The sequence below is a fragment of the Guptibacillus algicola genome, assembly GCF_020171805.1.
In the GTDB taxonomy this organism is placed as follows: domain Bacteria; phylum Bacillota; class Bacilli; order Bacillales; family Guptibacillaceae; genus Guptibacillus; species Guptibacillus algicola.
In genome coordinates this window covers 837,927-857,593 of record NZ_JAIVAF010000001.1, presented here as the reverse complement: position 1 = coordinate 857,593, position 19,667 = coordinate 837,927, and the positions used below count along the sequence as shown (strand labels likewise).

Genomic DNA, 19,667 nt, shown 5'->3' with positions numbered 1-19,667 from the left:
TTTTGTAAACTCCTATTATATTCTGCATTTATTTTCCTATTTCTAGACATGCACACAAGCATTCAAGTCCAAGCGGTAATACACATGCTATAAGTGCTATTTGCCTCTATCACGTAGATCGAGTTACTTAATAGAAGCATGTTGTATTCGAGACTTGAAAGAAGGTGTGGAACACGAATGTCAAGAAGTGAAAATCTACCTTTAGGCTTACAAAAACTATTTGAACAGTGGAATAAAAGTGTGAAAGACTATCATGCAGACCTTGTTTCATTGATGGAAAAAGGGCAGTCTAGAACATCGTCTGCAAAAACAATTCAAAAAACGCTCCATGTACCACAAGATTTTAAAACGATTACGAAGGCTCTAAAAAAGGCGAATCCTGGTGATACTATACTCATCTCAAATGGAACGTATCATGAAAGTATTACGGTCCCTTCAGATAAACCTTCCGTCCGTTTTATCGCGAATGGTGACAAGGTAATCTTAAATGGAAAAGGAAAACTGAAACAAGCATTTACATTGATGGCAAATGATGTTGAAGTAAATGGGTTCGTTATTGAAGATTACGTCAAATCAGCAATAGAAGTTACAGGTGTATACGGAGTTAAACTGATCGAGAATACGATTCACAGTATTAAGGAAGGACACGGCATCCAGTTGGATAAAGGAACTTTCTCTAATTTGATCTGGAAGAATATAATATCCAGTGCACATCAGGATGGCATTAACCTTCAATCGAAAAACGTATGGGTCGTTGATAATGCCATTCGTCAGAACGGAAAAAATGGTATTCGCATTCAAACGATCGGAAACCATATCGTCGGAAACGTCATCCAGCATAATAGAGCCAGCGGAATACTAGAAGATGAAGGGTTTAATCTTATATTCGATAATGAGATTAGTGAAAATGGGAAACAGGGTATTGATCTCCCTTCTAGTCTTGGTGGCTCAATTACATTAGGAAATAAGGTCGAAAACAATAGAGTCAATGGGTTAGCAATGAATACGCCTGGTAATGTAGCGTTAGACAATGATTTCGTAGGAAATGAACGCTCTGGTGTTCACGTAGAAGGAAAGTTAAATGGTATTGAATTAAACCGATTTATTGAGAATGCAAATGGTCTCGTTTTAGAAGAGAAAGCTACGAGAAATCTTGTTTTTAGAAACTTTTTTAAACGAAATAGAAAGAATGACCTCGAGGTTAAAAATTCTAAGAATACGATTCTCCAAAACCATCTAAGTAACTCGCCTCCTCATCACTCAGCCGAAGGGTCACATCAGTTGAAAAGCATGGTCATCACTGTCCCGAATGACTATGAAACAATATCTGAAGCAGTGAATGCCGCTTTCCCTGGCACTTCGATTCTCATAGAAAATGGTGTGTACCATGAAGAAGTGGCGGTGCCACTCTCAAAGTCAGGTATCCGTATCATTGCGAATGGGAACCATGTGACGCTAGATGGGAAGGACAAATTGAACGTTGCCTTTGATCTATCATCTAGTATATTACTCATTCAAGGCTTCAAGATTAAGAACTATATCGATACTGGGATTTTAGTGAAAGGCATAGGCGTTTCACTCGTGGACAATGACATTAAGAACATTTCAAAAGGAAATGGAATCGAACTTTCTCTCGCGTTCTCTACTCTCATATGGCAAAACGACATCTCACATGCGCTCGAAGACGGTATTCGAATCAAAGCGATGAACACATGGATCGTCGACAATACGGTTCATTCTAATGGTGGAAATGCCGTTAACTATGAAGGAAATACCACGGTAGGTAGTACCGTTACTCGAAATCGTTTTCTTTCCAACGGCATGAATGGAATTGCCGACAACGCTGGTTTCAACTTTATATACAATAATGAGATTAATGAAAATAACAATAATGGTGTTCATGAAATAGCGGGTCTTGGTTCAGGGGCGATCATCGAGAACAAAATCCTAGCCAATACGTTAAGTGGTGTAAGACTAAATAATGAAGGCGATCAGGTTGCTAGAAATATGATTCAATTCAACTTACACAGCGGTGTATTAGTAGAGACAGGTTTTCATAATTTAGAGGAAAACACCATTACAGGTAATAAAATGGATGGCATTGTTCTTGAAAACAAAGCTATTCACAATCTTCTACTCAGAAATAAGGTGTTTAGAAATAATCCTTTTGATGTGAAAGTAGAGAATAGAAATAACAGCTTCATACAAAATGACTGGGGCAAAAGTGATCCATCGGACATCTTTGATTAAAACCAGAATAATAGAAAAAACGCTCAGAACTTGAGCGTTTTTCTAATGTTATAACTATGATGAACCAATTAGTAAGCATAAGGTAAAGGTTACGCCATATTCTAACGTTCGTTTGAATAATTGTTTTGACTTCATCTAGAGGAGATACTACACTATAAACAAATACTCAAACAATCATTTGAATGAAGGTGAACATGATGAGTGAAAAGATAATAAAACCAACTAATAAAGATACATGCGATACATTTTGTTTCGATGAAGAGCTTGTTCAAAGAGTCCAGCCAGAAATCGAGAAGGTGGAAGGCGTTGAGTTGATTTTCAAAGCGTTATCAGATGCTACAAGAATGAAGATCGCTTATGCGCTCACGTTAGAAAAAGAACTTTGTGTATGTGATGTTGCAAATATTATTGGTTCCACGACTGCCACAGCATCACACCACTTAAGATTACTTAGAAATATGAAACTCGCCAAATATCGTAAAGAAGGAAAACTTGTTTTCTATTCTTTAGCCGACGATCATGTTCATCAATTGGTTTCAATTGCTTTGGTGCATGCAAAACATTCATGAGGATTGGCGGAGTTTACGAAAGGAGGTAGGAGTATGAGTGAGGTAGAAAAAAACTCACAATCTGGCTGCTGTTCAGGTGAGAAAGGTCATGATCATAACGAGGCAGAAGATGTCAATTGCTGTAGACCAGAGAAAGTAGAACCAACTGTTTCTACGTGTTGTTCAAACGAAACGGCTGAAACTGACAAGACTTCTACCTGTTGTAGTTCTATAGAAGATGAAAGAAGCGGTAGTACTCCAGATGAACAAGACACCGTTCAGTATAAAATTAGTGGCATGGATTGCCCTTCTTGTGCAGCTACAATTGAAAAAGGGTTACAGAAGACGAAAGGGATTCGTTCGGTGCAGGTCATGTATGGAACTGGGAAGATGGCCGTAGGTGCAGAGAGCGCAGATGTGTATGAGAATATCCCTAATTACGTTAGGAAGTTAGGTTTCGAAGCGGAGCCAATGCAAAAACCAAAAAACATGCAAACGTACAAAGTTGAAGGGATGGACTGTGGGTCATGCGCCATGACGATTGAAAAACATCTTTCCCAAAACCCTAATGTACATGAGGTCAACGTGAATTTTTCTACAGGAAACATGCATGTTGATCACTCAACGAATGAAAAAGAAATAATAAAAGAAGTGCAAAGAGTTGGTTTTGACGCTTCCTTAGAATCTACTAACGAACAAAAGAATGAGAAAACGAAAAGAAAAATACCGGTTACGACACTAGCTGGAATCTTTCTAGTTCTTGGTTTCATCGGGTCATTTACGCCCTTAAACAATGATCTCATTATCGCTCTTTATGCTGCAGCCATCGTTGTAGGAGGATTTAAGCCAGCAAAAAGTGCTTACTATGCTATAAAGAGTGGCTCTCTCGACATGAACGTGCTGATGGCTTCAGCAGCGATTGGTGCCGCCCTTATTGGCGAGTGGTTTGAGGGTGCGACTGTGGTCTTTCTCTTTGCTTTAGGAAATAAGTTGCAGAACAGGTCCATCGAACGTACAAGAGAATCGATCCGAAGTTTAATTAACCTTTCGCCTTCAGAAGCATCAGTGAAAAGTGGAGATCAACTGATTCGAAAACGAGTTGAAGACGTGAGGGTGAACGATGTGATCATCGTTAAGCCTGGTGACAAGATCCCGCTTGATGGCGAAATCATATCAGGTTCATCTAGTATTAATCAGGCACCCATCACAGGAGAATCGTTACCTGTCGATAAAGCCAAGGGAGATGCGGTGTACGCAGGAACGGTTAATGAGAGTGGTTCATTAGAAGTAACTGTAACGAAATTGGTTGAAGATACAACGATTGCCAAGATCGTTCACCTTGTAGAAGAGGCGCAAGAGAAGAAGGCCCCTACTCAAGCATTCGTCGATCGATTTGCAAGAGTCTATACGCCGATCGTGTTTGCTCTAGCCCTTCTTATCATGGTCGTTCCGCCAGTATTAGGTTTCGGAACATGGGGTGGATGGCTGTATAAAGGGCTTGCATTATTAGTAGTAGCTTGTCCATGTGCATTGGTCATTTCAACTCCTGTTGCGATCGTATCTGCAATTGGAAATGCAGCTAATAACGGCGTATTGATCAAAGGGGGCACGTTCTTAGAAAAAGCTGGCGTCATTAAAGCGATTGCTTTTGATAAGACGGGGACCCTAACAGAAGGAAAACCCAAAGTTACAGAAGTCATTACCGTTAAACAAAATACGGAAGAGCTCATCAGTATCGCAAGAACGATTGAGGAGCATTCAACGCATCCAATCGCTCAAGCTATTACGACGTACGCAAAAGAACGTGACATTTTTGTTAAAGCTGGAGAATCATTTAAAGCAATACCAGGGAAAGGTGCTCAAGCGACGATTAATGGCATCGACTATTTCGCAGGAAATCCGAAATTGTTTTCTGAAATGGCAGTCCCATTCGATGAATTTGAGACGCGAATCGCTTCGTTACAAAGTGACGGACACACTCTCGTGGTAGTAGGAAATCAAACGGAAGTTCTAGGTATCATTGCTGTAGCAGACACCATCCGGGACATTACGGTTCAATCGATACAGAAGTTGAAGCAAGTAGGCTTAGAAGAAATGGTGATGTTAACAGGTGACAATGCAGGAACAGCGAAGAAGATCGCTGATGAAACAGGTGTCGATCGCTACTTTGCTGAATTGCTTCCTGAAGGAAAAGTGTCCTCAATAAAAGCATTACAGCATGAAGGTAAGAGTGTCGCGATGGTTGGAGATGGGATAAACGATGCCCCTGCTCTAGCGACAGCTGACCTAGGTATCGCTATGGGGGGTGCCGGAACAGATACGGCTATGGAAACGGCAGACATCGTTCTGATGGCAGATAATCTAGAGAAGCTACCTTATACGATTCGATTAAGCCGTAGGGCTTTGAAGATTATTAAGCAGAATGTTTGGTTTTCATTAGTGACGAAAGTGGCAGCGCTCCTGCTGATTTTTCCTGGCTTCCTCACTCTTTGGATGGCAGTTCTAAGTGATACAGGTGCGGCATTACTCGTCATTCTCAACAGTATGAGGTTGTTAAGAAAAGAATAAATTGCTCTTCTAGTAAACCTGTCATTCCTGAGCATGGAATGACAGGTTTTTATGGTATTGTGTTGGTAAAGTGAGAGTAAGGGAGTGAAGGAGATGACGTTGATCGAGTCGATGCAAAAGGCGATCGATTTTATGGAAGATCATTTGTTGGAAACGATAACGATAAAGGAGATAGCGAGAGCTGCACATTTGTCTCCGTTTCATTTTCAACGGATCTTCACTATTTTAACAGGAACGACAGTGGCAGAGTACATGCGTCGGAGAAGGTTAACGTTGGTCGCTCAAGAATTAAGAAAAAGTGATGATAAAATTATCGATCTCGCCTATAAATATGGCTACGACACTCCCGAGTCTTTCTCGAAAGCATTTCGTAAGCAGCATGGCTTATCCCCGAGAGAAGTACGAAAAAAATCTGGAAAGATGACAGCTTATAACCGCCTGATTATCCAGGTGAGTTTGAAAGGAGCGGAACCGATGCAATACGAAATTGTTGAGAGAGAAGCGTTTCAAGTTGTTGGAATCAAGAAGGGAATGTCTTGCGCGAACGGAGAGAACCATAGCCTTATACCAAAGATGTGGGAAGAAGTGAATACTAATGGTACCGACCAAACGCTATTAAAGAAAAATAACGGACCTGTGAAAGGAATGTTAGGAATTTGCCTCAGTGATAATGAGCAATCCGAGCGTATGGAGTATTGGATTGCGGCTGCTCATAATGGAGAGCCACCCGAAAACATGAGCAAGCTTGAGATTCCTCGTAGTCGTTGGGCGATATTTAGCGTCCAAGGAGCGATGCCTCACGCAATGCAAGCGGCATGGAAGAAGATCTATTCCGAATGGTTTCCATCGAATGGATATGAAAATGCAGGTGGGCCTGAACTCGAAGTATATTCAGCAGGAAACCCAAACAGCGAAGACTACCGATCTGAAATTTGGATTCCGGTTAAATAGAATAACGGTGATACTTGCGCGATTCCTCAGTATGAGGAGTCGCGTTTTTTATATACAAAAATTTAACTTTAGAGGAGATGAGTATGAACAATCACTAAATCAAACGATTTGACTCATATACCTTATGGGGGTATATTGTGGGTAAAAGCAAAAGGGAGCGGGTCTTGATGAGTAATGAGCTTGAACTTTCACTACAGCCAGATAAAAAGCCGACTGAAGCTAGGACTGAAGAGGAAAAGCAACTTTTGCAAAATCGGTTGAAACGAATAGAAGGTCAGATCAGAGGGATACAGAAGATGGTCGGAGAAGATCGCTACTGCGTTGATATTCTTATCCAGATTTCTGCGATTCAAGCAGCTTTAGATAAGGTTGGATTTTCATTGCTTGAACGACATACGAAAACATGTGTAGCGAGCTCGATTCAAGAAGGTAACGGCGATCATCATATAGATGAATTGATGAAGGTGATCAAACAATTCACGAAGTAAGAAGGTGATGAAATGGAGACGAATAAACAAGCTACGTTCGATATCACGGGAATGACATGTGCATCTTGCTCACAAAGAATCGAAAAAGTCCTAAACAAGATGGACGGTGTGGAAGCAAACGTCAATCTGACAATGGAAAAAGCGAGTGTCACCTACGATGAGGAGAAGGTAGAAGCGGGTGACATCGTAAACAAAATAGAGAAGTTAGGGTATGGTGTTCAAAAAGAGCGGGTTGAGCTAGACATCCATGGGATGACATGTGCTGCTTGCTCTACAAGGATTGAAAAAGGATTGAACCGCACGAAAGGTGTCGATTCAGCTTCAATTAATTTAACGACTGAATCTGGTATCGTGGAATATCAGCCTGGGGTCGTGACGGTTGACGACGTTATCCAAAAAGTAAAGAAATTAGGGTATGAAGCTGTCGTTAAGGAAGACCGTGAAGAGAAGCGTTCTCACAAAGAGGAAGAAATCAAACAGAAGAAGATGAAGCTAGGTTTATCGATCTTGCTTTCTTTACCGCTTCTTTATACGATGATCGCTCATCTTCCGATGGATATTGCACTTCCATTACCTGAATTATTTATGAATCCGCTGTTTCAATTCCTATTAGCTACACCAGTACAATTTTATATTGGTGCTCCCTTCTATGTTGGGGCTTACAGAGCACTTATTAATAAAAGTGCCAATATGGATGTGCTTGTTGCACTAGGAACGTCTGCAGCTTACTTTTATAGTGTAGTGGAAGGTATTCGATTCTTTGCGACGTCAGGTTATAATCCGGAACTGTATTTTGAAACGAGTGCGATCTTAATTACACTCATCCTTGTTGGAAAGTTATTTGAAGATCTCGCAAAAGGGAGAACGACGCAAGCCATTACGAAATTATTAGATCTTCAAGCGAAAGAAGCTAGTGTGATAAGAGATGGTGAAGAAGTGAAAATCCCGGTCGATCAAGTCCAGGTAGGCGATACGATTCTTGTTCGCCCAGGAGATAAGATTCCTGTAGATGGTTTGATACAAAAAGGGAAGTCCTCGGTAGATGAATCCATGATCACAGGTGAATCCATACCTGTTGACAAGACTGAAGGAGATACTGTCATTGGATCTACTATCAATGAGAACGGAACGTTGACGATGACTGCTGAGAAGGTAGGCAGTGATACTGCGCTTGCAGGAATCATTAAAATCGTTGAAGAAGCCCAAGGCTCTAAAGCACCAATTCAGAGAATGGCAGATGTTATATCAGGTATCTTTGTTCCGATCGTAGTAGGAATCTCAGTCGTAACGTTTCTGGTATGGTACCTTTGGGTGAATCCTTTCGATTTACCTCAGGCACTTGAGGTTGCAATCGCTGTTCTCGTTATCGCTTGTCCGTGTGCACTCGGACTCGCTACGCCTACTTCCATCATGGTAGGTACGGGGAAAGGTGCTGAAATGGGCGTTCTTTTCAAAGGTGGCGAGTTTTTAGAAGGTACTCACAAAATTGATGCCATCTTATTAGATAAAACGGGAACGATTACGAAAGGGAAACCTGAGGTGACTGACTTCATCGTTGTGGATGGAGAAGACCAAGACGTCTTACCATACCTCATTGCAGCAGAAAAAGCATCAGAACATCCGCTTGCGCGATCAATCGTCCAATACGGTGAACAAAGGCAAATGAAGGTGAATGAAGCTGACAGCTTTGAGGCCATACCTGGTCACGGTATCTTATCTACTGTCGATGGTAAGAAAGTTCTTGCTGGTACAAGGAAGTTGATGGCTCGTGAGGAGATACCATATAAAGAGTATGAAGAGCAGATGGCTCGCTTCGAAAAAGAAGGAAAAACAGCGATGTTCATCGCCATTGAGCAAAAAGTTAGAGGGATCATCGCCGTAGCTGATACAGTAAAAGAAACATCAAAGAGAGCGATTCAAGAATTACGTGAACTTGGAATCGATGTATATATGATTACTGGTGATAACAAGAGGACTGCAGAAGCGATTGGGAAACAAGTGAACATCACTGGTATATATGCTGAAGTTCTTCCAGAAGATAAAGCGAATAAGGTTTCTGGTCTTCAGAAAGAAGGAAAGCGCGTTGCGATGGTTGGTGATGGAATAAATGATGCTCCAGCACTTGCAACGGCTGATATCGGGATGGCGATCGGGACCGGTACGGACGTCGCGATCGAAACAGCAGACGTTACGCTTGTCGGTGGGGATTTAGAACATATCCCTAAAGCGATCAACTTAAGCCGGAAGACAATGAAGAACATTCGCCAGAACTTGTTCTGGGCACTATTCTACAACTCGATTGGAATTCCGATCGCTGCGATCGGACTCTTAGCCCCGTGGGTAGCAGGTGCCGCAATGGCATTTAGTTCAGTATCTGTTGTGACGAACTCACTTCGTTTGAAGCGAGTTAAATTATAAAATTTTATTATGTGAAAGGAGAGTTCAACATGGAAAATACAACACTTACCATTAAAGGTATGACGTGCAATCACTGCAAAACAGCAGTGGAATCAGCATTAACGGAGTTAAACGGTGTTTCTCGAGTCGAGGTAGACGTGGCGAAAGGAAAAGCAGAAGTGTCCTATGAAGCATCCAAAGTTTCGGTTTCTGATATGAATGAAGCGGTAGAAGAACAAGGGTATGATATTGTGTAGCATATTTTCTATAGAAAGGAGCGAGGGTGAATCCTCGCTCCTTTTGTTTAAGGAATTTTATGGCCAAATTGAGTTTAAAAGTACATAATTATGGAAAAATACTACAGTGAAATCACTATTAAGGAGGAATAGCTATGTCACACGAAAAATACGGTTCTATTATTGAAACGCTGCATGAGTGCATGACGGCATGTAACCACTGTTATGATTCTTGCCTTAAAGAAGAAGATGTGAAAATGATGGCTGAATGCATTCGTCTTGATCGAGAATGCTCGGATATCTGTGGCTTTTTAGAACAGGCTCTTGTGCGAGGTACGCCATTTTCCTCAGAACTGGCGGGAGTATGTGCGACTATCTGTGAAGCTTGTGGAAATGAATGTAAGAAGCATGATCACAAGCACTGTCAAGACTGTGCAGAAGCTTGCTTTAAATGTGCAGAGGAGTGCAGAAAGCTGGCTGCTTAATAAAAGGTACTGTAGTGAATACGAACGAGAGCTTTCCGAAAAGTGGAAAGCTCTCGTTTAGTTTTACAAGTAGTTGAAAATGAGCAAATATAAAAATGTAAAAAAGCATGAGAGTATGAGTGCAACAAGCTTATGAATATGATGAAGACGGACCATAGGAAACATAATGGCTACAAACAGTACGGACCATCCGATATGCCAGCCATTGTGGTACGAAATCGTATTTGTTTGTGTTCCAATCCATTCGATCAATCCAAAAACAATGACCCATTTGAGCGTGTAGATCACTTGTTTCTTAACGTCTGAAGGATAATTCGATAAATAAACAAAGGCTAATAATGGGTTAATAATCAAATTATGTACGAAGTGAACGTTCATAAGGTTAAAGAACGTGCTTTCTTGAAGTTCCCATAGGTGAAAGTGACTATGTGAAATGAATTCATATAAGAAAGAAGCTAAGGAAATATAGAGCATTGTTGGATAGTATGGTTCCCAGTTTTTCCAGTCTCCTTTTAGGAAAGCAAGTAGAAAGACCAGGGCTACAAGAATGACATTCATATAATTTTCTCCTATTTTCAGCGTCATTGCTAGAGTGGTCAAGAACGTTGATTAAAATACCAACAATTGCCTTTTGTTTAAAAATAAGCAAATAGGCATAGTTTTCCTTGTGCAAGCCTAGAATCAAATCTAGGCTTTTTTCTATTTTCACCTTATCCTTTTCTTGACACTTTTATAGTTTACCCCCTAAACTAAATAGAGAAATAAGTTTAGGGGGTAAACTAATTGGATAAACGTTTAATAGAGGCAGTCGAGCTGTTTGAAGATGTGATGGTATTTGGAACTGAAAGGGTGCTAAAGAATGTCAAAGCAGACGTTTGGCAAGAGTATTCCCTTGAGCAGATTCAAGTATTGAAACTCATTAGTAAGAACGGTCCACTTACTGCTGGCATCATTGCAGATCTTCAAGGGGTACATAAAAGTGCGATATCGAATCGCCTTAAGAAACTTGAAGACAAAGATTTGATTGAAATCGTAAAGTCAGAAGAAGATCAACGAACGAAGCTCGTTGACCTGACTGATGCAGGATTGAATGTCTTAAAAGAATCCGATCAAGCAGTGTATGCCTATATTCATAATTTATTCTCAAATCATGTGAAAGATGATGAGCTAGATAATTTCTTAATCATGTTCAGAAAGATTAAGTCGATATTGAAGCTTGAGGGGGAAAGAGAATGAACATTATCATCAAATATAAATGGCCGATTACGATTGGTTTACTAGTTGTAACGGCTCTATTATTCGTTATAGCTCCAAATCTTACAAAGCAGGCAGAAGACGCTGGTACTTTCCAACTTCCTGATGATGCTGCGTCGAAACGAGCAGCTGAAATTCTTAATGATGCAGGAGCGGGAGAAGAAACGATTTCCGTAGTGTATACCTTTGATGAGACGTTAGATGATTCAGCAAAGGAAGAAATCTCTTCAACTGTGAAAGAGATTCAAAAAATCGGGGAGCCAATCAGCTCTGTTTTAGCACCATTCGGGAGTGAAGAACTAGAAGCACAGCTTGTTTCTGAAGATCAGAAAACTGTTCTTGTTCCGATAACTGTCGATGGGTCACAAGAAGAAGTGGTGGAGCTTGCTGACAAGATAAGAACGGATTTGCTGGATGAACAAGAATCCGTTTACCTGACTGGAGAAGCGATCATCAATCATGATGTGAACTTGAGTGCTCAGGAAGGGTTGAAAAAGACGGAAATCATTACGGTCATTCTAATTTTTGCACTACTACTTGCAGTCTTTCGTTCACTAGTCACACCCATCATTCCGCTTCTGTCAGTTGGGATTACGTACTTACTGAGTCAATCGCTCGTTGCATTTTTTATTGATTGGTTCGGATTTCCTGTATCAAACTATACGCAAATATTCCTTGTCGCCATTCTCTTTGGGATTGGAACGGATTATTGTATTTTACTACTGAGTAGATTTAAGGAAGAACTGGGGGCGGGTCAGCCCATTAATGATGCGATCGTCCGCACGTATAAGACAGCTGGTAGAACACTCTATATAAGCGGTCTTGCAGTATTTATCGGATTCTTCGCAATTGGATTTGCTGACTTTCCAATATTTAAGTCAGCAGTAGCAGTGGCAGTAGGGATTGCAGTCCTGTTACTTGTGTTGAGTACGGTTATGCCATTCTTTATGGCAACGTTGAAGGAGAAGATGTTCTGGCCTTCGAAGAAAACTGTTTCCCATAATGACAGTAAGCTATGGGGTTGGATGAGCAAGCTTTCCGTGAATCGTCCGTTGCTGTCGATGCTTGTGGTTGCGGCGATTACGGTACCACTCTTGTTCACATACGATGATGCTCTATCTTTTAATACAGTAGACGAAGTAGGGAACAGCTATGAGTCCGTTAAGGGTCTTCGTGCTATTGAAAGTGGATTCGGTCAAGGAGATTCCTTACCGGTTCAGGTGCTTCTATCCAGTGATGAAAAACTAGTTACAGAGGACACTGTTCCTTATGTAGAGAAGCTTAGTGCAGAACTTGTGAAAATCGATGGGGTGGACAGCGTCCGTTCGATTACGAGACCTGCTGGTGAAGTGATTACCGAACTTTATGCGGATTACCAGATTGGTAGAGTTGCGGAAGGTGTTAGTCAGGCAGCTGATGGCCTAGATGGTGCGGTTCAGGGACTAAGTCAAGCTGCGCAAGCACCACAAGCGCAAACGGCACCGTCTAATGCTGGCGCACCCCAACAAAATCCTCTAGAAGGATTAAATCAAATTTCTGAAGGGTTACACACTGCAGGTGAGCAACTTCAAGGAATGAGTGAAAGCAAAACGATACGCGACACAGGGTTGTATATTCCTAAGGGGACTCTCGAGAATGAGGAATTTGCACAAGTGATCGATCGATATGCCTTTGGGGAGGAAAAGGGTACGAAGCTAGAAGTTATCTTAACGGATAACCCTTACTCACCTGAAGCCATCGATACGGTTGATCGGATTTCAGTAACAACGGAGCGTGTGATGAAAGATACGCCTCTTGAAGATGCTGAGGTTGCTATAGGCGGGGTATCGAGTATTAACCGTGATTTGAGCGACATATCGAATAGTGACTTCACTCAGACGGTAACGATCATGTTGATCAGTTTGTTTGTTGCACTAGTGATTATCTTTAGATCCTTTATCATGCCGCTTTATATGATTGGATCACTACTACTCACCTATTTCACATCTGTCGCAGTAGCAGAATGGATCTTTGTAAACGGACTTGGCTATGACGGAATTAGCTGGGCAGTACCGTTCTTTGGATTCGTCATGCTAATCGCTCTTGGAGTAGATTACTCTATCTTCCTATTAGATCGGTTCCGTGAAGAATCAGCAAATGGATTATCAGTTGTCGATGCGATCAACGTTTCGATGTCCAAAATGGGCACAGTTATCATCACAGCTGCGATTATCCTTGCAGGAACGTTTGGCGCAATGATTCCATCGGGAGTGTTGAGTCTCGTGCAGATTGCTACGATCGTCATCACGGGATTACTTTTATACGGACTCATTGTTTTACCATTGCTCATTCCGGCTATGACCGTTTCATTCGGTAATGGGGTTTGGTGGCCGTTTAAATCGAAGAAAATGAAATAAGTAGAAAGCCCGCCCAGCATAAGGGCGGGCTCTCTTTAACGGCTTAACTCATAAAGACCTTAATTCTATTGCGGTAAGATATGCCTTTTGAAATACTTGGTAGTTAGAGAGAATTGTACGAAATGAAGGAAATAGGGTAGAAGACTATAATTATTAGGAAATAGGTGATGAAAAAGAATGGATGGATCAGCAATAATCATTGTGATGACGCTTTTTTTATGGTCGATAACTAAAACCATCGTTAGCGTTACTGAAAAAATTACAGATAAACCAGAAAAACAAAATGATTTGTTAGAAGAGATTAAAGGACGTTTAGACAAACAGGAATAATCGACGTTACACTTTTTATTATGCTGTTAATCAAAAGCCATACATAGAATTCAAATGACTAAGATGAGGAGAGTGAACGAATTGAAGATACGCTATCGACATTATGAAGGTCCTGAAGATCTTAAATTGCAGTATGAATTTTGGGAAAGTGCTACGAGAAAGCTACCATTTGCATGGAAGCCAACTGATTCACCGCGTCAGTTTGTGGACCAAGAGCAATTTCATCCGAAATCACGTTATTTTGCTTTCGATGGGAAGAAGGTAGTCGGTTATATGAGTTTTACAGGAAGCAAAGAGTTTGTATCATTAGGGTACCCTTGGGTTTTGCCAGGTTATGAGGGTGAAGTACAAGATCAGCTTTATGATCGAGTCTATGGGTTTGCAGTAAGTGAAGAATTTGGGGCGAAGAAATTCGCACAGCGTTTTAGAAGTCAATGGAAAGAACCGCTCGAGTACTTTTTATCTAAAGGTTTTGAGGTTATAAATACTTCTCCGCTAGTTGGAACACATTTGGAAGGGGAACCAGAAATAAAGCTTTTAAGTGATGTGTTTACATATAGTGTTGAGGAAGGTTTTCAATTCGACCTATGGGAAGATCTAGAGCGTAAATATAATTCGAGTACTTCTGATGTAGAAATCGATATGATGAGACAATACTACGGTACGGTTAACTTTGACTTTGCGATTGAATTCACCGTGAACGGCGAACGATTAGGATACGCAGGTGTCGCGATAAGAAAGGATACAAACTATGCTGAAGTAATCGCTGTCTCCTTGAGTGAACAAATGCAAGATGTATTTGAAGACGTGATGTCGGTAATAGAGGTAGAAAGTTATCGTCGCGGAGCTAAGACATTATGCATCGCAACGGCATATACGCCTAACTCTTTTTCAAGGGATGGTTATTTAGAGTTAACAAAAGATGTGATGGTAATGAAGAATGCGTAAGCTATAGAAATAGATCTAAAAAAAAGATTGCAAGCGGTTCCAATAATGTGTTACTTTGTGTGTAACCGGTTACACACGGAACGATAAGGGAGTGAAGAACGTGGTTACGATCAAAGATGTTGCACAAGAAGCGGGCGTTTCGGTTGCGACGGTTTCCCGTGTACTAAATGATAATGGATACGTGGGGGCCGAAACGAGAGAAAAGGTGATGAAGGCCATCACGAAATTTAACTATAGCCCGAATGAAGTTGCACGTTCTCTCTATAAGCGAGAGTCTCGATTGATCGGGTTGCTGCTCCCTGATATAACGAATCCATTTTTTCCACAGTTAGCAAGAGGTGTGGAGGATGAAGTGAACCAAGCAGGTTATAGGCTATTACTTGGTAATAGCGATGAAAGCATACAAAAGGAGCTAGATTATATCCAAACATTTGCGCAGAATAACGTTGTGGGTATGATATCAGCAACGAATCACGTTGATCATGAGCTTTATGAAGCATTAGCTCTTCCTTTAGTTCTCTTAGACCGTACGTCAGAGGACTATCCTGCCGTTTATGCCGATGGAAGAGAAGGCGGTCTTCTTGCAGCAAAAGCTTTAGTAGAAAAGGGGGCAAAACGTATCACGGTGATGAAGGGACCCTCTCACATAAAGCCAGCTCAGGACCGGTTTCGTGGAGCAATTGAGTACCTTAGTCAAGAAGAGGTTGATTTCTCTGTGATGTCAACGACTTCCTATTCTTTCGAAGATGCGAAGGGGTGGGCAGAAGAACTTTTTAGTAAATATTCTGATACAGATGCTGTTATTGCAAGTAACGATATTGTCGGGATAGCGATTCTTCACGAAGCGTTAAGGCTTGGGAAAAGAATTCCAGAAGATGTGCAAATCATTGGTTATGATGATATCCCACAAAGCAGTCTTTCATATCCAACGCTTTCGACGATTCGACAGCCAGCGTATGAAATGGGAAAACAAGCAGCAAAACTGTTGATCACCATCATAAGAAAAGAACAGGAAATCGAGCGGTCAATTCAACTTCCTGTTGAACTAATCGAACGAAATACGACCCGAAAGGAATGAGATAGTATGAAGAAAGCAAAAATCGCCGTTATCGGCAGTTCGTCGATGGACCTCGTGGTGACATCAAAGAAACGTCCGATGGCTGGTGAAACGGTACTTGGTGAATCATTTAAAACGGTACCTGGTGGAAAAGGTGCGAATCAGGCTGTTGCTGCAGCAAGGCTTGGTGCGGATGTCTATATGATCGGTTGCGTTGGCGATGATGCGTATGGCGATGAAATCATCGCAAATTTTAAAAGAAATGGCGTTCATACCGATTGTGTGGAACCGGTTACAGGTGTAGAATCTGGAACCGCTCATATCATCCTTGCAGAAGGTGATAACAGCATAGTAGTCGTTAAAGGTGCTAATGATTACGTTACTCCGAATTATGTTGATAAAATGATTTCCTTTTTACAAACATGTGACCTCGTCCTGATCCAGCAGGAAGTACCGGAAGAAACGGTAGCTTATGCAGCGAAAGTTTGTAGCGAAATGGACGTTCCACTGTTGCTTAATCCTGCTCCTGCAAGAGAGATCTCAAAAGAAGTAGTGAACCTAGCAACATACCTTACACCGAATGAGCACGAATCAGCCGTGCTATTCAAAGGACTACCTCCAAAAGAAGCAATGAAGGTATTTCCAAACAAAGTATTGATTACAGAAGGAGAGCAAGGTGTTCGCTACTATGACGGGAAGAAAGAAGTTCTTGTTCCCTCTTTCAAGGTAGAAGTCGTTGATACGACAGGCGCTGGAGATACGTTCAACGCAGCGTTCGGTGTTGCGGTTGCTGAATCAAAAGGGATGGAAGAAAGTATTCGTTTCGCTAATCGAGCTGCATCGCTTTCTGTAACAGGTTTTGGAGCACAGGGGGGCATGCCGTCCCGTGAAGAAGTAGAACGGAGGCTATCAGAATGAAGCGAAAAGGAATGTTGAACAGTCATATAACGAAATTACTCGCTGACCTCGGTCACACAGATACGATCGTTGTGGCTGACGCCGGCCTTCCAGTACCAGATGATGTAGAGAAGATCGATCTTTCTCTTAAAGAAGGAGTGCCTTCTTTTCTTGATGTTGTACAGGTAATGAAAGGCGAAATGGTCGTTGAGAAGGTTACGCTCGCAGATGAGGTGAAGCGCAACCAGCATGTATATAGTGAAATGTCGTCTCTATTTGAAGCGATTGAGTACACGTCACATGAATCTTTGAAGGAACAGACGTACAAGGCAAAAGCTGTTATTCGAACAGGTGAAGTTACGCCGTTTGCAAACTGCATCCTTCACGCAGGAGTGATCTTTTAACAAGGGGTGAAAACATGCAGATTAAGATGAACAACATTCATAAAGCATTTGGTACCAACAAGGTGTTAGAAGGTGTGAACATCGCGATCAAAAATGGTGAGGTCCATGCCTTGATGGGTGAGAATGGAGCAGGAAAGTCAACGCTCATGAACATTCTTACGGGACTTCATCAAAAGGATCGGGGTACTATTCACATTGATGGAACGGAAAAAGTCTTTTCAAATCCAAAGGAAGCTGAGGAATTTGGAATTGCATTTATCCATCAGGAGCTCAATATATGGCCGGAATTAACGGTGCTCGAGAACTTATTTATCAATAAGGAACCGGTTACATCTTTAGGACTAATTCGCACGAAAAAAATGAAAGCGATTGCGAAGGAACAGTTTGATAAGCTGTCGATTTCAATTCCACTTTCGATAGAGGCTGGACAATGTTCAGTTGGTGAGCAGCAAATGATTGAGATTGCGAAAGCCTTAATGACTGATGCAAAGGTCATCATCATGGATGAACCAACGGCTGCCTTGACCGATCGAGAAATCGAAAAACTCTTTACCGTCATACGTTCGTTGAAAGATGCTGGTGTGTCGATCGTATATATCTCCCATCGAATGGAAGAGATCTTTACGATTTGTGACACCATCACCGTAATGCGTGATGGCCAAACGGTAGATACGACACCGATTCCCGATACGAATTTTGATGATGTTGTAAGAAAAATGGTTGGGCGTGAATTGACGGATCGTTTTCCTGCTCGTGAAGTGAACCTCGGCGAAACTGTGCTCGAAGTAAGAAACCTTACTCGTAAAGGACAATTTGAAGAAGTGAGCTTCAACGTTCAGTCGGGTGAAATCGTTGGCGTTTCTGGCTTGATGGGAGCAGGACGGACAGAAATTATGCGTACGATCTTTGGTCTCGATGGAAAGTATAACGGAGAAATTCTTGTGAACGGTCGATCGGTTACCGTAAAAAGTCCTGAGCAAGCAGTAAATTTAGGTCTCGGATTTATTACGGAAGATCGAAAAGAAGAAGGACTGATACTCGATTTTTCTATAAAGGATAACATCGCTCTTTCAAGTCTTTTTAGTTTTACTAAAAAAGGCTTGATCAATGAAAAAAGTGAAAGAGACTTTGTTGACCTTCTGATCAAACGATTGACGATCAAGACGGAATCAGCTCAGACGAGTGTAGGCAATTTATCGGGCGGAAACCAGCAGAAAGTGGTTATTGCGAAGTGGATCGGTATCGGACCAAAAGTGCTGATCTTGGATGAACCTACGAGAGGTGTAGACGTTGGGGCTAAGCGTGAAATCTATCAGCTGATGAATGAATTAACTGACAGGGGAGTTGCGATCGTAATGGTCTCATCCGAACTTCCTGAGGTGATGGGTATGAGTGATCGCATTCTAGTCGTGCACGAAGGAACAATTGCAGGAGAGCTATCAAAAGAAGAAGCATCACAGGAAAAAATAATGACACTGGCAACAGGAGGTCACGTACATGAATAAGGTACTTACTAATAACCACGTGGGAAATCTCATGCAAAAGCTCGGACCGCTAGTCGGATTGCTTGTACTTGTAGCAACCGTTTCAATTATCAACCCTAGCTTTCTTGAACCATTGAACTTACTGAATCTGCTTAGACAGGTGGCAATCAACGCTCTCATCGCTTATGGGATGACGTTCGTCATCTTAACAGGGGGGATCGACTTATCCGTTGGGTCAATTCTTGCACTGTCTAGTGCGTTGATGGCAGGAATGATGGTGTCAGGGATAGATCCAATCCTCGCCATCCTTATTGGATGTCTGCTTGGGGCAGTAATGGGTATGGTAAACGGTCTACTGATTACAAAAGGAAAAATGGCTCCATTTATCGCAACACTTGCTACAATGACGATGTTTCGTGGATTAACGCTCGTCTACACGGATGGAAATCCAATCACAGGACTTGGAGACAGCTATGCATTTCAGTTGTTTGGAAGAGGGTATTTTCTAGGAATTCCAGTCCCAGCTATAACTATGCTTCTGTCATTTGCAGTTCTTTGGGTCATTCTTCACAAAACGCCGTTTGGTCGTAAAACATACGCGATCGGTGGTAACGAGAAAGCTGCACTTATTTCAGGTATTAAAGTATCTCGCATTAAAATTATGGTGTACTCACTTGCTGGGTTGCTTTCTGCACTTGCAGGAGCGATTCTCACATCACGCCTTAACTCTGCACAGCCGACTGCAGGAACATCGTACGAACTTGATGCAATCGCAGCGGTCGTACTAGGCGGGACAAGTTTATCTGGTGGTCGTGGGTTAATTATCGGCACGCTGATCGGTGCACTTATTATCGGTACATTGAATAATGGTTTGAACTTGCTTGGCGTTTCATCTTTCTTCCAGATGGTGGTAAAAGGTGTCGTCATCATCATCGCAGTATTAATCGATCGAAAGAAAGCAGCTTAGGAGGGTT

The 19,667-nt window shown here is 41.7% G+C and carries 18 protein-coding genes; 17 read left to right on the top strand and 1 reads right to left on the bottom strand.

What is annotated here, in order from left to right; all coding sequences use genetic code 11:
- Positions 1–177 precede the first annotated feature (177 nt).
- The 8 genes from LCM09_RS04550 (at position 178) to LCM09_RS04515 (ending at position 9,923) form a co-directional block, all read left to right on the top strand.
- Positions 178–2,250 (top strand): right-handed parallel beta-helix repeat-containing protein, encoded by a 2,073-nt coding sequence (locus LCM09_RS04550; protein ID WP_224879017.1) that lies wholly within the window; start codon positions 178–180, stop codon positions 2,248–2,250.
- A gap of 197 nt (positions 2,251–2,447) precedes the next feature.
- A complete protein-coding gene (locus tag LCM09_RS04545; RefSeq protein WP_224879015.1) occupies positions 2,448–2,819 on the top strand; it encodes an ArsR/SmtB family transcription factor in 372 nt (123 codons plus the stop codon).
- Between the two features lie 33 nt (positions 2,820–2,852).
- On the top strand, positions 2,853–5,366 hold the full coding sequence (locus LCM09_RS04540; RefSeq protein ID WP_224879012.1) for a heavy metal translocating P-type ATPase: 2,514 nt from the start codon (positions 2,853–2,855) through the stop codon (positions 5,364–5,366).
- 93 nt (positions 5,367–5,459) lie between these two features.
- Positions 5,460–6,317, top strand: coding sequence for an AraC family transcriptional regulator (locus LCM09_RS04535; protein WP_224879010.1), 858 nt, complete (start codon positions 5,460–5,462; stop codon positions 6,315–6,317).
- 167 nt (positions 6,318–6,484) lie between these two features.
- Positions 6,485–6,805, top strand: a complete 321-nt coding sequence (locus tag LCM09_RS04530; protein WP_224879008.1) for a metal-sensing transcriptional repressor — start codon at positions 6,485–6,487, stop codon at positions 6,803–6,805.
- Positions 6,806–6,817: 12 nt separating this feature from the next.
- A complete protein-coding gene (locus LCM09_RS04525) occupies positions 6,818–9,223 on the top strand; it encodes a heavy metal translocating P-type ATPase (RefSeq protein ID WP_224879006.1) in 2,406 nt (801 codons plus the stop codon).
- Positions 9,224–9,252: 29 nt separating this feature from the next.
- On the top strand, positions 9,253–9,459 hold the full coding sequence (copZ, locus tag LCM09_RS04520) for a copper chaperone CopZ (RefSeq protein ID WP_224879004.1): 207 nt from the start codon (positions 9,253–9,255) through the stop codon (positions 9,457–9,459).
- 134 nt (positions 9,460–9,593) lie between these two features.
- Positions 9,594–9,923, top strand: a complete 330-nt coding sequence (locus LCM09_RS04515; RefSeq protein ID WP_224879003.1) for a four-helix bundle copper-binding protein — start codon at positions 9,594–9,596, stop codon at positions 9,921–9,923.
- Between the two features lie 63 nt (positions 9,924–9,986).
- On the opposite strand, the gene LCM09_RS04510 is transcribed toward LCM09_RS04515, so the two are convergent.
- Positions 9,987–10,481, bottom strand: a complete 495-nt coding sequence (locus LCM09_RS04510) for a CBO0543 family protein (RefSeq protein ID WP_224879001.1) — start codon at positions 10,479–10,481, stop codon at positions 9,987–9,989.
- Positions 10,482–10,706: 225 nt separating this feature from the next.
- Here LCM09_RS04510 and LCM09_RS04505 point away from each other — a divergent pair, with 225 nt between their 5' ends.
- The 9 genes from LCM09_RS04505 to rbsC all read left to right on the top strand — a co-directional run bounded on the left by LCM09_RS04505 (position 10,707) and on the right by rbsC (position 19,660).
- A complete protein-coding gene (locus LCM09_RS04505) occupies positions 10,707–11,159 on the top strand; it encodes a MarR family winged helix-turn-helix transcriptional regulator (RefSeq protein ID WP_224878999.1) in 453 nt (150 codons plus the stop codon).
- Positions 11,156–13,573: an MMPL family transporter gene (locus LCM09_RS04500; RefSeq protein WP_224878997.1), complete on the top strand. Its 2,418-nt coding sequence runs from the start codon at positions 11,156–11,158 to the stop codon at positions 13,571–13,573. The genes LCM09_RS04505 and LCM09_RS04500 overlap by 4 nt, the downstream gene beginning before the upstream one ends.
- 177 nt (positions 13,574–13,750) lie before the next feature.
- Positions 13,751–13,903, top strand: coding sequence for a hypothetical protein (locus LCM09_RS04495; protein ID WP_224878995.1), 153 nt, complete (start codon positions 13,751–13,753; stop codon positions 13,901–13,903).
- An 81-nt stretch (positions 13,904–13,984) separates the two neighbouring features.
- On the top strand, positions 13,985–14,851 hold the full coding sequence (locus tag LCM09_RS04490; protein ID WP_224878993.1) for a hypothetical protein: 867 nt from the start codon (positions 13,985–13,987) through the stop codon (positions 14,849–14,851).
- Positions 14,852–14,951: 100 nt separating this feature from the next.
- A complete protein-coding gene (locus LCM09_RS04485) occupies positions 14,952–15,929 on the top strand; it encodes a LacI family DNA-binding transcriptional regulator (protein ID WP_224878992.1) in 978 nt (325 codons plus the stop codon).
- A gap of 6 nt (positions 15,930–15,935) precedes the next feature.
- A complete protein-coding gene (gene rbsK / locus LCM09_RS04480; RefSeq protein ID WP_224878990.1) occupies positions 15,936–16,826 on the top strand; it encodes a ribokinase in 891 nt (296 codons plus the stop codon).
- On the top strand, positions 16,823–17,209 hold the full coding sequence (rbsD, locus tag LCM09_RS04475; protein ID WP_224878988.1) for a D-ribose pyranase: 387 nt from the start codon (positions 16,823–16,825) through the stop codon (positions 17,207–17,209). Before rbsK ends, rbsD begins: the two co-directional genes overlap by 4 nt.
- A 14-nt stretch (positions 17,210–17,223) precedes the next feature.
- Complete coding sequence (locus LCM09_RS04470; RefSeq protein WP_224878986.1) at positions 17,224–18,714, top strand: sugar ABC transporter ATP-binding protein; 1,491 nt, start codon at positions 17,224–17,226, stop codon at positions 18,712–18,714.
- Complete coding sequence (rbsC, locus tag LCM09_RS04465) at positions 18,707–19,660, top strand: ABC transporter permease subunit (RefSeq protein WP_224878984.1); 954 nt, start codon at positions 18,707–18,709, stop codon at positions 19,658–19,660. The genes LCM09_RS04470 and rbsC overlap by 8 nt, the downstream gene beginning before the upstream one ends.
- Positions 19,661–19,667: the final 7 nt, after the last annotated feature.